10 protein-coding genes and 1 pseudogene are annotated in these 15,016 nt (G+C 74.2%); 8 read left to right on the forward strand and 3 right to left on the reverse strand.

Translation table 11 applies throughout. The features are described 5' to 3' along the window. Positions 1 to 136 precede the first annotated feature (136 nt). Both ACGF4C_RS18655 and ACGF4C_RS18660 read left to right on the forward strand, forming a co-directional pair. Positions 137 to 1,363 (forward strand): lactonase family protein, encoded by a 1,227-nt coding sequence (locus ACGF4C_RS18655; protein ID WP_393567501.1) that lies wholly within the window; start codon positions 137 to 139, stop codon positions 1,361 to 1,363. A gap of 177 nt (positions 1,364 to 1,540) precedes the next feature. Continuing rightward, positions 1,541 to 2,608: a sensor histidine kinase gene (locus ACGF4C_RS18660; RefSeq protein ID WP_393567502.1), complete on the forward strand. Its 1,068-nt coding sequence runs from the start codon at positions 1,541 to 1,543 to the stop codon at positions 2,606 to 2,608. A gap of 12 nt (positions 2,609 to 2,620) precedes the next feature. Here ACGF4C_RS18660 and ACGF4C_RS18665 read toward each other — a convergent pair whose 3' ends face one another. Then, positions 2,621 to 3,391 (reverse strand): PaaX family transcriptional regulator C-terminal domain-containing protein, encoded by a 771-nt coding sequence (locus ACGF4C_RS18665; RefSeq protein ID WP_393567503.1) that lies wholly within the window; start codon positions 3,389 to 3,391, stop codon positions 2,621 to 2,623. A 110-nt stretch (positions 3,392 to 3,501) separates the two neighbouring features. On the opposite strand from ACGF4C_RS18665, the gene ACGF4C_RS18670 reads away from it, so the two are divergent. The 5 genes from ACGF4C_RS18670 to ACGF4C_RS18690 all read left to right on the forward strand — a co-directional run bounded on the left by ACGF4C_RS18670 (position 3,502) and on the right by ACGF4C_RS18690 (position 8,864). Continuing rightward, positions 3,502 to 5,208, forward strand: coding sequence for an acyl-CoA dehydrogenase family protein (locus ACGF4C_RS18670; protein WP_393567504.1), 1,707 nt, complete (start codon positions 3,502 to 3,504; stop codon positions 5,206 to 5,208). Then, positions 5,208 to 6,017, forward strand: coding sequence for a crotonase/enoyl-CoA hydratase family protein (locus tag ACGF4C_RS18675; protein ID WP_393567506.1), 810 nt, complete (start codon positions 5,208 to 5,210; stop codon positions 6,015 to 6,017). The genes ACGF4C_RS18670 and ACGF4C_RS18675 overlap by 1 nt, the downstream gene beginning before the upstream one ends. 57 nt (positions 6,018 to 6,074) lie before the next feature. Then, positions 6,075 to 6,956 carry an alpha/beta fold hydrolase gene (locus ACGF4C_RS18680; protein ID WP_393567508.1) on the forward strand — a complete coding sequence of 294 codons (882 nt, stop codon included), beginning with the start codon at positions 6,075 to 6,077 and terminating at the stop codon, positions 6,954 to 6,956. Positions 6,957 to 6,976: 20 nt separating this feature from the next. After that, complete coding sequence (locus tag ACGF4C_RS18685; protein WP_393567528.1) at positions 6,977 to 7,483, forward strand: DUF1990 family protein; 507 nt, start codon at positions 6,977 to 6,979, stop codon at positions 7,481 to 7,483. A gap of 154 nt (positions 7,484 to 7,637) precedes the next feature. Further along, a complete protein-coding gene (locus ACGF4C_RS18690) occupies positions 7,638 to 8,864 on the forward strand; it encodes a metallophosphoesterase (protein WP_393567510.1) in 1,227 nt (408 codons plus the stop codon). A gap of 96 nt (positions 8,865 to 8,960) precedes the next feature. Here the strand turns inward: ACGF4C_RS18690 and ACGF4C_RS18695 are convergent. Beyond that, positions 8,961 to 10,445, reverse strand: a pseudogene (locus tag ACGF4C_RS18695) (glycoside hydrolase family 30 beta sandwich domain-containing protein); the annotation flags it as partial. A 302-nt stretch (positions 10,446 to 10,747) separates the two neighbouring features. Here ACGF4C_RS18695 and ACGF4C_RS18700 point away from each other — a divergent pair. Beyond that, the gene (locus ACGF4C_RS18700; protein WP_393567512.1) at positions 10,748 to 12,898 is read left to right on the forward strand and encodes a SpoIIE family protein phosphatase; all 2,151 of its coding nucleotides are present in this window, start codon (positions 10,748 to 10,750) and stop codon (positions 12,896 to 12,898) included. A 79-nt stretch (positions 12,899 to 12,977) separates the two neighbouring features. On the opposite strand, the gene ACGF4C_RS18705 is transcribed toward ACGF4C_RS18700, so the two are convergent. Next, entirely contained in the window at positions 12,978 to 14,375 is a 1,398-nt protein-coding gene (locus tag ACGF4C_RS18705) for an NADP-dependent succinic semialdehyde dehydrogenase (RefSeq protein ID WP_393567513.1), read from the reverse strand. Positions 14,376 to 15,016 lie beyond the last annotated feature (641 nt).

The following is a 15,016-nucleotide window of genomic DNA, read 5'->3' on the forward strand; positions in this document are numbered from 1 at the left end:
TCATCTTCGGGATGTACGGGTCTCTCAGGGTCGAACCCCGAGAGGGCAAGGCGCGGACGCGTTCCCCGCCGTTGCACGCTCCGCAATTCGGGTTGCAGCTCTTGCCGACGCGGGCGGGCCGGGCCACCCTGCTCCCATGACGGAAGCGCGCACGGATTCGCGTACGGAGGCGGCGGCCGGACCCGGGATCGGCCGCCGCCGGTTCCTCGGAACCGTGGCGGCGGGGGCGGCGGGGGTGGCCACGGCCGCCGGCGCGCGCGAGCTGACCGTCGGCGACGCGGCGCCCGCCCCGGCCGGACGCGCCGCCGGCCGCCGACCGCACGGTACCCGCCCGCTCTACCTGGGCACCTACACCTCGAAGGAGGGCGGCGGCACCGGTATCGGCCTCGCCAGGTACGACACCACGACCGGCCGGATCACCGCCACCGGCGTGGTCACCGGCGTCCCCGACCCGTCCTACCTCGCCCTCGCCCCGTCCGGCCGCACCCTCTACGCGGTCGACGAGCAGCAGGAGGGCCGGGTGACCGCCCTGGCGATGCCCCCGGACGGCCCGCCCACCGTGCTGGGCGCCCGGTCCACCGGCGGGGCCGGCCCCTGCCACCTGTCGGTGCATCCCGGCGGCCGCTGGCTGCTGAGCGCCAACTACCTCTCGGGCAGCGTGGCCGTCCACCCCGTCGACCGGGCCACCGGAGCGCTCGGCCCGCGCACGGACCTGGTCACCCACAGCGCGCCCCCGCCCGGCCCCGGCCAGGACGGACCGCACGCCCACCAGATCATCACCAGCCCCGACGGCCGCCACGTCCTGGCCGTCGACCTCGGCAACGACACCGTCTACAGCTACCGGCTCGATCCCACGGCCGGGAAACTCACCCAGGTGTCGGCCGCGTCACTGCGCCCCGGCGCCGGCCCCCGGCACCTCACCTTCCACCCCACCGGAGACTTCGCCTACCTGGCCAACGAGGTGGACAACACGGTGGTCGTCTGCGGCTACGACCGCCGGACCGGGCGCCTGACACCCGGCGCACCGCAGTCCACCGGGACCGGCGCCGGCACCAGCTATCCGGCCCAGATCCTGGTCACCGCCAACGGCCGCTACGCGTTCCTCGCCAATCGTGGCCACAACAGCCTCACCCGTTACGCCGTCGCGGCGGGCGGGGCGCGGCTCGTCCTGCTGGACACCGTGCCGGTGGGCGGCGACTTCCCCCGGCACCTCGCCTTCTCCCCGGACGAGCGGTGGCTGTTCGCGGCCAACCAGAAGTCGGGCACGGTCACGGTCTTCTCCGTCACGGCCCGCACCGGAACCCTGACCCCCACCGGCGAACCCTTCGCCGCACCGCTCCCGGTCTGCGCCCTCCCCCTCTGAACGCCGGGCCCCGCTGCCCCGCCCCGTTCTGTCGCCCGCCCGCTCCGAAACACCGCGGCAACAGTCCTGCAGGCATCACGCATTCCTTCCTTACCGCCGGTTTACCACTCATTTGCGCAGGATGGGTGCGACGTGGCAACTGCCCCGCGCTGTGGGGCATCTGAGGGAGGACCAGTCGTGCGCGCACCCGCCGCCGATCACCCCCGTCGGCCGGCGCCGTGGTTGCGGCCGACGATCCGGGTGCGGCTGACGCTGCTGTACGGCGGCATGTTCCTGGTGGCCGGGGTCGTGATCGATGCGCTGATCGGTGACTGCCTCCGGGTGCACGGGGCGCCGGCGCCGGCCGACTTCGTGAACCGTTCGTTGCTGGCGTTGCTGGGGCTGACGGTGGTGGCGTTCGCGTTCGGTTATGCGATGGCGGGGCGGGTGTTGTCGCCGTTGGGGCGGATCACGCGGACCGCGCAGCGGGTGGCCGGGTCGGATCTGCACCGGCGGATCGAGCTGGGGGGTCCGGACGACGAGCTCAAGGAGCTGGCGGACACCTTCGACGAGATGCTGGACCGGCTGGACCGGGCGTTCGAGTCGCAGCGGCGGTTCGTGGCCAATGCCTCGCACGAGCTGCGGACGCCGTTGGCGATCAACCGGACGTTGCTGGAGGTGCAGCTGGCCGATCCGGATGCCTCGCCGGAGCTGGCGCAGCTGGGCAAGACGCTGCTGGCCACCAACGAGCGCAGTGAGCAGCTCGTGGAGGGCCTGCTGTTGCTGGCGCGCAGTGAGAACAAGGTGGTGGACAAGAAGCCGGTCGATCTCTCGGAGGTCGCCGCTCAGGCCGTGGACCAGATCCGCGAGGAGGCGCAGGCCAAGGGCATCGCGCTGCGCGGGGTGCGCCAGCAGGCCTTCGTGCAGGGCAACGGCGTGCTGCTGGAGCGGATCGCGCTGAATCTGGTGCAGAACGCGGTGCGCTACAACGTGCCCGACGGCTGGGTCGAGGTCAGCGCCGAGCCGCAGCCGGGGTGTGCGGTGCTGGTGGTCACCAACACCGGGCCGGTGGTCCCCGCCTATGAGGTGGAGAACCTCTTCGAGCCGTTCCGCCGGCTGCGCACCGAGCGCACCGGCAGCGACAAGGGCGTCGGTCTGGGCCTGTCCATCGTCCGCTCGGTGGTCCGCGCACACGACGGCACCCTCACCACCGAGCCGCGCGAGGGTGGCGGGCTGACCGTACGGGTCGAACTCCCGGCCTCCTAGAGGTGCCTGCCGCTAGTCGGACACGTACGGGCGAAGCGCTTCCCGGAGGTCTGCTTCGAAGCGGGCGTAGTGGGTGCGGAGCGGGGCGCCGGGCCAGTCGGGAGGGAGGAGGGCGGCGGGGAGGAGGGGGTCGGCGAGGAGGTGGCGGAGGGCGGCCGCGGCGATGGTGAAGCGGTCGGCGAGGGTGTCGGCGCGGTCCAGCGCGGTCATCAGGGCGCGGGCGTGGGCCGCCCAGGCGTCGAGGTCCCAGAGCCGGGCGGTGAGTGCGGCCGGGTCGTCGTCCGGGGTGCCGGTGAACCAGGTGCACTGTTCGGCGGCGACCGCGGGGCGGGGCCGGTCGAGGTTGGCGGGGCGCAGCCAGCTGCCCTCGCGGAGTTCGGCCAGCCGGAGGCCCGCCATGGCCTGCCGCAGCGCGGTGCGCTCCGCGGCGGGGCGGCGTTCGGCCGTGGTGACGACGGCGATCTCCCAGTCCCCGTGCCAGCGGCGGGTGCGCGGGGTCCGGCTCTCGTCCTGGCGGGCCTGGCGGGCCAGGAGGCGGCTGGTGAGGGCGTAGGTGCCGCCGGTCTGCCGCAGGTCACCGGCGGCGACCATGCGGGACAGGGCGACCCGGACGGTGCCCTCGGCGACGCCGAAGAGCTCGCCGACCCGTACCAGGGCGCGTGCGGGCAGGCGCGGCGGATGGTGGCCGAGGAGGGTGCTCAGCACGATCGAGCGGGCGGTGAGCGGCCGCGGTCGGTCGAGGAGGGTGGGGCCGTCGTCGTTCATGCGTGGCTGGGGGTTCATGGGTGGCTGGAGTTTACGGGGCGGCGGTGGGCGGCCCGGTGGCCGGTGGCCGACGCAGCGGCGATATTACATACTTCTCTCGGGTGTTCGGATTCTGTAATGTCGAGGGTATGACCGTCACCCATGAAGTCGTGAATCAGGCCCCGCCGCTGACCGGGTTCAGCACGGCGGACGAGCCGGCCCTGCTGGAGGCGCTCCGGCGGTACGGCGCCGGGTGGGGCGAGCCGGAGGTGACCGCGCTCGGGGCGCTGGCCGGTTCGGCGGCGGTGCAGGACCAGGCCCGCTGGGCGGAGCAGCAGCCGCCCCGGCTGCACACCCACGACCGGTTCGGGCACCGCGTCGACGAGGTCGAGTTCCACCCGGCCTGGCACCAGCTGATGACCGTGGCGGTGGAGCAGGGCCTGCACGCCGCGCCGTGGACCGATGACCGCCCGGGGGCGCATCTGGTGCGGGCCGCGAAGTTCTACGTGTGGTCGCAGGCCGAGGCGGGGCACGGCTGCCCCATCTCGATGACGTACGCCGCCGTGCCCGCGCTGCGCGCCGCGCCGGAGCTCGCCGCGCAGTACGAACCGCTGCTGGCCGCCCGGCATTACGACTTCGGGCTGCGCGCCCCGCTCACCAAGTCGGGCCTGATCGCGGGCATGTCGATGACGGAGAAGCAGGGCGGCTCCGATGTGCGGGCCAACACCACGCGCGCGGTGCCGGCCGGCGACGGGACCTACCGCCTGACCGGTCACAAGTGGTTCACCTCGGCGCCGATGAGCGATCTCTTCCTGGCGCTGGCGCAGACCGAGGAGGGGCTCGGCTGTTTCCTCGTACCGCGGGTGCTGCCGGACGGCACGCTCAACGGGATGCGGCTGATGCGCCTGAAGGACAAGCTGGGCAACCGCTCCAACGCGTCCTCCGAGATCGAGTACGAGCAGGCGGTGGCCTGGCCGGTCGGCGAGCCGGGCCGTGGGGTGCGGACCATCGTCGAGATGGTGAACATGACCCGGCTGGACTGTGTGCTCGGCTCGGCGGCCGGGATGCGGGCGGGGCTGCGGCAGGCGCTGCACCACACCGCGCACCGGCGGGCGTTCGGCCGGGAGCTGGACCGGCAGCCGCTGATGCGCTCGGTGCTCGCGGACCTGGCGATCGAGTCGGAGGCCGCGACGCTGCTGGGCCTGCGGCTGGCGGCGGCGGTGGACGGGGCGCAGGCCGGGGACGCGCAGGAGGCGGCGCTGCGCCGGCTGGCGCTGGCGGCCGGCAAGTACTGGGTGTGCAAGCGCGGCAGCACGCACGCCGCGGAGGCGCTGGAGTGCCTGGGCGGCAACGGCTACGTGGAGGACTCCGGCCTGCCGCGCCTCTACCGGGAGGCGCCGCTGCTGTCGATCTGGGAGGGCTCGGGCAATGTGGCCGCGCTCGACGTGCTGCGGGCGCTGGGCCGGGAACCGGCCGCGCTGGACGCGTTCTTCGCCGAGGTGGAGCAGGCGGCGGGCGCCGACCGGCGGCTGGACGCGGCGGTGGCCGGGCTGCGCAAGCTGCTCGGCGAACTCTCCGGGCCGGAGCGGGCGCAGCTGATGGCGCGTTCGCTGGCGGAACGGATGGCGCTGGTGCTGCAGGGTTCGCTGCTGGTCCGGCACAGCGATCCGGCGCTGGCCGATGCGTTCTGCGCGACCCGGCTCGGCGGGGAGTGGGGCCATGCGTACGGCACGCTGCCGGCCGGCGCCGGTCTGACGGCGATCCTCGAACGGGTCCGGCCGTGGACGCCGGACGCGGCGGCCGGGGACAGCACGGTCGCGGCGGCCGGGGTCGCGGCCGTCGGGGGCAAGGCCTGATGTCCGTACGGGTGGAGCGCGCCGGGCCGGTGACGACGGTGGTGCTGTCGCGACCGGACCGCCGCAATGCCGTGGACGGCGCCACCGCACGCCAACTCGCCGCGGCCTTCCGGGAGTTCGAGGAGTACGACGGGGCGCGGACGGCGGTGCTGTGGGGCGCGGGCGGGACGTTCTGCTCGGGCGCCGACCTGAAGGAGGTGGGCACCGAGCGGGGCAATCGCGTGGCGGCGGACGGCGACGGGCCGATGGGGCCGACCCGGCTGCGGCTGAGCAAGCCGGTGATCGCGGCGGTGGCGGGGCATGCGGTGGCCGGCGGGCTGGAGCTGGCGCTCTGGTGCGATCTGCGGGTGGCCGAGGAGGACGCGGTCTTCGGGGTGTTCTGCCGGCGGTGGGGCGTGCCGCTGATCGACGGCGGTACGGTGCGGCTGCCCCGGCTGATCGGCGCGAGCCGGGCCATGGACCTGGTCCTGACCGGCCGGCCGGTGCCGGCCTCAGAGGCGCTGGCGATCGGGCTGGCCAACCGCGTGGTGCCGACCGGTACGGCCCGCGCGGAGGCGGAGGCGCTGGCCGCGGAGCTCGCCCGCTTCCCGCAGGCGTGTCTGCGCAGCGACCGGGCGTCCCTGCTGGACCAGGAGGGCAGGGCCGAGGCGGCCGCGATGGCCGACGAACTCCGTTACGGCCAGGCGGTGTTGGCCGAGGCACTGCAGGGTGCGGCACGCTTCGCCGCGGGCGCGGGACGGCACGGCGCACCGGCCGGGGAGCCGGGCGGCCGCGCGGCGCCCGGCGACTCCGGTGCGCAGCTCCCGTAACCCGGTAGTCCCGTAACCCCCTTGCCATGATCACCGGGCGGTGCGGAGGATGGCGCCATGCCTGCCACCACCTTCACCGCGCCCGACGGGACCGAGCTCAGCTATCACCTGCTGGGCGAGGGAGAACCGCTGCTCTGCCTGCCGGGCGGCCCGATGCGGGCCTCCGCCTACCTCGGTGACCTCGGGGGGCTGTCGGCGCACCGGCAGCTGGTGCTGCTCGACCTGCGCGGCACCGGCGACTCCGCCGTCCCGGCCGTCCCGGCCGGCTACCGCTGCGACCGGCAGGCCGACGACGTCGAGGCGCTGCGCCGGCACCTCGGCCTGGAGCGGGCCGATCTGCTGGCGCACTCGGCGGCCGGCGACCTGGCGCTCGGGTACGCGGCACGGTATCCCGAGCGGATCCGTGCGCTGGTGCTGAGCAACGCGCGGGGCCGGGCGCTCGGCGTCGACTTCACCACCGAGCACCGCCTGGAGGCCGCGGCGCTGCGGAAGGCCGAACCGTGGTACGGGTCCGCGCACGGCGCCTTCGAAGCCGTCTGGGCCGGCACCGCGACCGACGAGCAGTGGGACGCCGCCATGCCGTTCTTCTACGGGCGGTGGGACGCGGCCGCGCAGGCGCACGCGGCGGCCGAGGTCGCGCAGACCAACGACGAGGCCGGGGAGCACTACGCGTCGGCCGGCGCCTTCGAGCCCGCCGCCACCCGTGCCGCGCTCGCCGCGCTGCGGGCTCCGGTGCTCTTCCTGGCCGGTGAGCTGGACGGCGGTCCGCTGCCCCGGATCGCCGCCACCATCGCCGGGTTGCTCCCCACCGCCGAGCTGACCGTCCAGCCGGGCGCCGGGCACTACCCGTGGCTCGACGACCCGGCCTTCTTCGTCCGGACCGTGGAGGCGTTCCTCGCCCGGGCGAACGTTGTTGATCACTTGCGGCGGCCCGCGTAGCGTCGCCGTTCATGACGGACCTGACCGACCTGACCTATCCCGAGGTGGGCGCCACCGGGCGCTCGCCGCTGCCGCCCGGGTACGACCACCTCCACGAGGAGCTGCCGATCGGCCGGGGCCGCGCGGTGCTCGCCGCGGCGGGTGAGGCCATCACCACCTTCCGGATGCACCGGGCGGCGGGCACCGGCATCCGGTCCGACGCCCCGCGGGCCGCCCCGGGCGTGGCCGTCGAGGTGTCCCTGGGGGTCGGCCCGCTGCGGCTGCGGGCGCCCTGCCGGGTGGTGTGGACGGCGGACGAGGCGGACCGGATCGGCTTCGCGTACGGGACCCGGGAGGGGCACCCCGAGTGCGGCGAGGAGGCGTTCCTGGCCGAGCTGCGCGACGACGGCACGGTGTGGTTCACGGTGACCGCGTTCAGCCGCCCCGTACGGGCCGTCACCCGGCTCGGCGGCCCGCTCGTCCCGGTGTTCCAGCGGCTCTACGTCCGTCGCCTCGGCCGCACCCTGCGCCGGCTCGCCAACGACTGACGGGGGTCGCTGCCTCCGCTTTTCTCACCGCCTGATGCCGTACGGGGACGGGTAGTTACCGACGCGTAGCAAAGGTGCCGCCGATCGCCATACGTCCACCTCCGCTTCATCTTTTCGTCACCTTCACCCCTGCCGATCATGAGAAAAACCAGGCATGTGTGAAGACGAACTGATCCCGCCGCAGGCGGACATGACCGAGCGGGAGTGGCTGCGGGCCGGCGCGGAGGCGGCGGGTGCCGGGGCGGCGCCGGTGCCGACGACGGGGCGGGTGCCGCAGTGGGTGAACCGGCGGACGCTGCTGGGCGGCGCGATGGCCGGTGCCGCGCTGGCGGTGCTGCCCTCGCCGGGCCAGTCCCCCGCGTCGGCCGCCCCCCGCCCCGGTGTGCCGGGAGCCTTCCCGTTCCCCGAACGGCCCAACGGGAAGGGTGAGTTCGCCATCCTGGTCACCGGTGACGCCGGGACCGGGGACGAGGCGCAGTACGCGGTGGCGGCCGCCGCGCGCGACGTCTGCCGCAGCGAGGGGGTCGGCCTGGCGGTCGGGCTCGGCGACAACATCTACGAGAACGGGCCGGAGTCCGACCACGACTCCGAGTTCCAGGACAAGTTCGAGAAGCCGAACAACGGCATCGACGTGCCCTGGCTGATGGTGCTGGGCAACCACGACTGCTCGGGGCTGATACCCGGCAGCGGCGGCGACCCCTCGCGCGGGGACCGTGAGGTCTCCTACGCCCGGACCTCGAAGCGCTGGTACATGCCGGCCCGTTACTACCGCGTGCCGCTGCCCGCCGCCGACCCGCTGGTGGAGTTCTTCGCCCTCGACACCATTCCCTGGTCCTCGTACGTCGCCCAGCTCGACCCGTACTACCGCTGGGACGGCCCGTACATGCGCGCCCAGCGCAGCTGGCTGGACGAGGCGCTGCGGACCTCGCGGGCGCGCTGGAAGGTGGTGATCGGCCACCACCCCTACCTCAACAACGGCAAGCACGGCAGCGCCGGTTCGTACGACGGTTTCGAGATCGGGAACTACACCAGCGGCGTCCACCTCAAGGACATGTACGAGAAGGTGGTGTGCGGGCGGGCCGATCTGATCCTGTCCGGGCACGACCACACCCTGCAGATCCTGGAGCCGACCGCGCGCACCGGCGGCACCCGCCAGGTGGTGTGCGGGGCGTCCGCCAAGACGGAGGACGGCAAGGCCCACTTCTCCCACCCGGCGGCCTGGCAGAACTTCTCCGACCACGGCTTCATGCTGCTGAAGGTGGCCGGCGCCCGGCTGACGATCGACGCGTACACCGTCGACGTGGCGACCCGCAAGGCCACCCTGGCCCACCGCGCCCGCCACACCCGCCCGGTCGCCGCGCCGGCCGGGGCGCACGCCTGACGGCCGGTCCGCCGGGTGCGAGCCCTGCCGGCGCGAGGGGACGGCAGGGCAGTACCCGCCGAACACGCCGTGCCGCCGGCTGGGGCGGGCCTCCTACCAGGTGAAGGTGGCCGAGGCACCGGGCGGGAGTACGTAACCGGTGTGCCGGTGGGCCCAGTTGATGCCGGCGGGCCGGGGGGTGGCGGTGTCGTTGTAGGCGATCAGGACGGTGGAGCCGTCGGGGTTGCGCCAGGCGACGTTGGGGAGGGCGGCCGGACCGGACGAGGCGATGCGGCGGGCGCCGGGTTTCACGAACTTGGTGAGGTGACCCATCGTGTAGTACTCGACGGTGTAGTCGACCCGGCCGCTGCGGTCGTCGCCGTGGTGGACGGTGATCAGCCCGGTGCAGTCGGAGCAACCGCCCTGGTGCGGACCGTGGTTCTGGTCCACGGCGAGCGACCACTTCGTCCAGCTGCTGCCCCAGTTGCGGGTGTAGTCGATGAGGTCGCGCATGTCCTGCTTGTGCTGGTTGGCGGTCCACCGGCCGCCGGAGTGCTCGGTGTCGTGGACGGCCAGGCCCGGGTAACGGTCGTGCACCCGGGTCTGCTTGGTGACCGTGCCGCCGTAACCGTGCCAGGCCAGCCCGCCGAAGTTGGGATGGCGGCGGACGGCCGGATCGTCGACGGTGGGCCGGGCGAAGGCGTCGTAGCGGTCCCAGTTCCAGTCCAGGGCGAGGACCTTGGTGGGCAGGGCTGCCCGGCGCAGCGCGGGCAGCAGGTCGTGCTTCGTGAAGTCGGCGAGGGAGGCGCCGGTCCACCACATGGACGGGTAACCGGCGCAGCAGGTGGGCTCGTTCTGCACGGAGACGTAGTCGACCGGCACCCCGTGGTCGCGGTAGGCGCGGAGGTACTGCACGAAATAGCGGGCGTAGGCGCTGGAGAACTCCGGCCGCAGCCGGCCCTGGTCGAGCCGGCCGTTGTCCTTCATCCAGGCGGGCGCGGTCCAGGGCGTGGCCATCACCTTCAGCGCCGGGTTGAGCCGGCGGGCGCGGGCGGTCAGCGGCAGGACGTCGGCGAGGTCGTGGGCGACGGAGAAGTGCCTAAGGCCCGGGTCGGTCCGGCCGGCGGGCAGGTCGTCGTAGGTGTAGCCGGAGCGGGCGAGGTCGGAGGCGCCCATCGGGTTGCGGAGGAAGCCGAGGCCGATGCCGTCGTCCGGGTCGAACAGCTTGCGCAGGACCGTCGCGCGGGCCGCGGCACCGAGCGCGCCGCTGCTGTTCACCAGCCAGGCGGCGGTGTCGGTGAACGAGGCGCCGCCGCCCTCGAACCGCTGGTAGGTCCGAGACGGATCGACGGTGAGGGAGCCGCCGCGGCCCGGCCGGAAGGTGAGCGGTGCCTGCCGCCGCAGGCCCTGGACGACGTGCCGGCCGCCGGGGCCGGAGGTGGTGGTGAGGTAGACCTGCATCCGGTGCGGCGCCGGGCCCACGCGGTCCGGGGGCGTCGGCGCCCCGGCGGCCACCCACAGCACCGCGAGACCGGCCGCCCCGGCCGCGGACGAGGCCAGGGCACGCCGGAGACGTCGGGCTCGTACGGCGCGCGCTCTCATGGCGGGGCCTTCCTGTGCCGCGGGCAGTCGGGCATACCCCCGATGGCTGCCCGGATCCAGGGTTCGGGAGGTGAACGGTCGCGTCAAGCAACCCTATGGGCAGGGAAGTTGGGAGGAGCCAGGGGCGGCCCGCTCCCCACCCCGGCACGCCCTCTCCCCTCCCCCTCCCCTCCCTCACCCGTTCTCCGTACCCCGGGCACCGCCCGGCGCACCGGACATGCGGGGTGCGCGGGCCCCGCCTAAGGTGTTCGCATGGTGAGCCCACACGGCGCGCGCCCCCGGGCCACGAGGTGGGGCACCCGATGACGGCCCCGCCGGCCGGACCGTCCGACGAGGGCTACGACCCCCGGACGGACCGGGACTGGAGCCGGGTCGAGGAGGAGGCTCCCGGGGTCTCGCGGCACGAACCGATCGGGCTGCGCGAGCGGCTCTCGCTCAACCGGATGGGCACCTTCGACTGGGACCTGGACCGCGGGTTCATGGAACTGGACCCCGGCGCCCTGGACGTCTTCGACCTGCGCCCGGGGGAATACGACGGCGCACCGTTGTCCCTGGCCGGGCGGGTGCCGGCCAAGGAGGGGCTGCGGCTGGACGAGGCGCTCGCGCAGGCGCTCCGGGACGGCCACTCGTCGTACGGCGCGTACTTCCGGGTCCGGTGCCGGGACGGGACGCGGCGCTGGACGCACTCGCAGGGGCGGATCCTGCACGACCCGGAGGGCACGCCGTACCGGGTCATCGGCATCGTCCGGGAGGCGACCGGCGAGCTGGCGGACTCCGCGCTGCTGCGCTCGCTGCAGCAGGAGCGGCAGCGGCAGACCGTGATGGTGCAGCAGACCACCGCCGCACTGTCCCGGGCGCTGTCCGTACGGGACGTGACGCGGGTGCTGACCGGTACCGGCGGGGCGCGCCGGTTCGGGGCGGACGGCCTGGTGCTCGGCCTGGTCGCGAACGAGCGGTTCGAGGTCATCGCGGCCGCCGGGATGCTGGGCGAGGTCCCCGACGACATGATGAACACCCGGCTGGACGACACCCTGCCGCTGTCCGACGCGGCACGCCTGCGGCGGCCCGTCTTCCTCGGCACCCGCGGCGAACTGATCGCCCGCTACCCGCGGCTGCGCCCGTACGCGGACCTGCTGCCGGCGGGCGGCGCGGCCTTCCTGCCGCTGGTCGCCCAGAACACCGTGCTCGGGGCGCTGGGGCTGTTCCACGCCGAGCCGGCGGTGCGGTCGCCGGAGGCCCGGAACCTGGCGCTGGCGCTGGCCGGTGTGGTGGCGCAGTCGGTGCAGCGGGCGACCCTGTTCGACCAGGAGCGGGAACTCGCGACCGGGCTGCAGGCGACGATGCTGCCGCGCCGGCTCCCGCCCATCGCCGGCGGCGCGGTCACCGTCCGCTACCACCCGGCGAGCGTCGGCCGGGACGTCGGCGGCGACTGGTACGACGTGATCGCGCTGCCGCAGGGCCGCACCGGGCTCGTCGTCGGTGACGTCCAGGGCCACGACACGCACGCCGCCGCCGTGATGGGCCAGCTGCGGATCGCACTGCGCGCGTACGCCAGCGAGGGACACACCCCGGAAACCGTGCTGGTGCGGGCCTCCCGCTTCCTGGCCGAGCTGGACACCGAACGGTTCGCCACCTGCACGTACGTGCAGGCCGACCTGGAGTCGGGGGCGCTGCACGTGGCGCGGGCCGGCCATCTAGGCCCGCTGATCAGCAACACGTCCCGGCACATCGACTGGCCGGAGGTCCGCGGCGGGCTGCCGCTGGGGCTGGCCACCCACTTCGGGCCGGACCACTTCCCCGAGACCCAGCTCTTCCTGGAGCCCGGGTCGACGCTGCTGCTGTGCACCGACGGCCTGGTCGAACGGCCCGGCCGGGGCATCTCGGCCGGGATCGAGGCGCTGTCCGAGGCGGTCCGCACCGGGCCCGCGGACCTGGAGGAGCTGGCCGATCACCTCTCGGCGCAGCTGTGGGCCGATCCCGGCTCGGAGGACGACATGGCCCTCCTGCTGCTGCACCGGGAGCCGGGCCCGGGCGCCGTGACCACGCCGCGGCTGCGGCTGCACGTCCACCAGGCCGATCCCGCGGGCGCCGCCGAGGTCCGCTCGGCGCTGCGCCGCACGCTGGACCAGTGGCGGGCGGGCGCCGTCCTGCACGACGTCGAGGTGGCGGCCTCGGAGCTGATCGCCAACGCCCTGACCCACACCGAGAGCGGCGCCCTGGTCACCGTGGAACTCCTGCCCGGCGCCGCCCGCCGGATCCGGCTGGAGGTCGAGGACCGCTCCAGCCAGTGGCCGCGCCGCCGCAGCCCCGGCGAGACCGCCACCTCGGGCCGGGGCCTGCTGCTGGTCGAGGCGCTGGCGGAGCGCTGGGGCGCGGAGCCGCGGGGCAACGGCAAGGCGCTGTGGTGCGAATTCCTGGTGCCGGCGGATCAGGCGGCGGATCAGGGGCGGTGACCGGTGCTCCCCCGGCCGGGGGACCTCCCGCCGGGGGTGGGCCCCGGGACGCCCCGCCGGGGACGCCCCGCCGGGCCGCTCACTCCTCGGGCCCGTACCAGAGCGTCGTCATGTTGCAGAACTCCTTGATGCCGTGGCCGGACAGTTCCCGCCCGTAACCGGACCGCTTGGCGCCGCCGAAGGGCAGGCCGGGGTGGGAGGCGGTCATGCCGTTGAAGTAGAGACCGCCGGCCTGGATGTCCCGGGCCAGCCGGGCCTGTTCGTCGGGGTCGCGGGTCCAGGCGTTGGAACTCAGCCCGAACGGGGTGTCGTTGGCGAGCTCGATCGCCTCGTCGAGATCGGCGACCCGGTAGAGCGTGGCGACCGGCCCGAACGCCTCCTCGTGGTGGATGCGCATGGTCGGGGTGATGCCCGCCAGGACCGTGGGCTCGTAGAACCAGCCCGCCCGGTGCTCGGGCGGCCGCCGGCCGCCGCACAGCGCGGTCGCGCCCTGGTGGACCGCGTCGTCGACGAGTTCCTCCAGGTCCGAACGGCCCTGCTCGCTGGAGAGCGGTCCGACGTCGGTGTTCTCGTCCATCGGGTCGCCGACGGTCAGTGCCGCCATCCGCTCGGTGAACCGCTCGGCGAAGGCGTCGTAGACGTCGTCGTGCACGATGAACCGCTTGGCCGCGATGCAGGACTGCCCGTTGTTCTGCACCCGCGCGGTCACCGCCACCTTGGCCGCCTTGTCGAGGTCGGCGGAGGGCAGCACCACGAACGGGTCGCTGCCGCCGAGCTCCAGCACGGTCTTCTTGACCTCGTCACCGGCGATGGACGCCACCGAGCGCCCGGCCGGCTCGCTGCCGGTCAGCGTCGCGGCGGCCACCCGCGGGTCCCGCAGGATCTCCTCGACGGCGCCGGAGCCGATCAGCAGGGTCTCGAAACAGCCCTCGGGGTAGCCGGCGCGGCGGAACAGCTCCTCGATGTACAGGGCGGTCTGCGGGACGTTCGAGGCGTGTTTGAGCAGTCCGGTGTTGCCGGCCATCAGCGCCGGGGCGGCGAACCGTACGACCTGCCAGAGCGGGAAGTTCCACGGCATCACCGCCAGGACCGGGCCGAGCGGCCGGTAACGGACCACGGCACGCATCGCCCCGGAATCGCCGACGTCCGCCGGATCGGGGTGCTCGTCGGCCAGCAGCCCCTCGGCGTGGCGGGCGTACCAGCGCATGGTCTTGACGCACTTCGCGGCCTCCGCACGGGCCTGGGCCAGCGGTTTTCCCATCTCTGTGGTCATCGTGCGGGCAATGCCGTCCTGATCGGCCTCCAGCAGGTCGGCGGCCTTGAGCAGCAGTTCCGTGCGACGGGCGAAGCTGGTGGTGCGGTGGAGCTGGAACGCCTGCTCCGCCCTGACCAGGCGGTCCTCGATCTCGCCCGCGTTGAGCGCGTCGAAGGTCTTCAGGGTCTCGCCGGTGGCCGGGTTGACCGTGGCGATGGCCATGGTCAGCACCTCCTAGGAAAGCGGTGAGGGAGCGGGGGACGGGTCCGGGACCGGGTCGGGCCCGGGCGGACGGGGTATAGGCGACGGTTCCGGAGGGATGGGATCCGGGGGCCCCGGCGGGGTCGGCGGTCCGGGAAGCGGGTCGGGGGTGGGATTCGGCGGCGGGCCTCCCGGGTCCGGCGGCCGCGTGGGCTCCGGATCACGGTCGAGCGTGCGCTCACGGCGCGGATGCGGTTGCCGCTGCACGGCGGGCCTCCAATGAGAGGTTTTCTTCCACGTATGCGGCATGCGCCACATGTGCCCCTGTACCCGAGTCTGGCGTTTCTACGGCCCCTCCGCATTCCGCTGCGCTTGGCTGGCCGCCCACGTACCTGGCTTTCCCGCCGTTCCGCTGCGCTTTGCGGCGCCGCCCACGTACCTGGCTTTCCCGCCGCGGGGCTCGGCCGCCGTTGCGCTTTGCGGCGCCCCGCACGTAGCCGCCTTTCCCGCCGCGGGGCACGCTCACCGTTGCGCGCTTTGCGGCGCCCCGCACGTGGCTGTCTGCGGCGCCGCGGGTCGTCTCGCCGTTGCGCCTGCGGCGGGCTGGGTGGGTGTCGGGTGCGGTGACGGACCTCCGGGGCCGGTTGTGTGGACTGCTGACG

Origin of the sequence: Streptomyces sp. NPDC048197, from assembly GCF_043202395.1 — a bacterium.
Lineage (GTDB): Bacteria > Actinomycetota > Actinomycetes > Streptomycetales > Streptomycetaceae > Streptomyces > Streptomyces siderophoricus.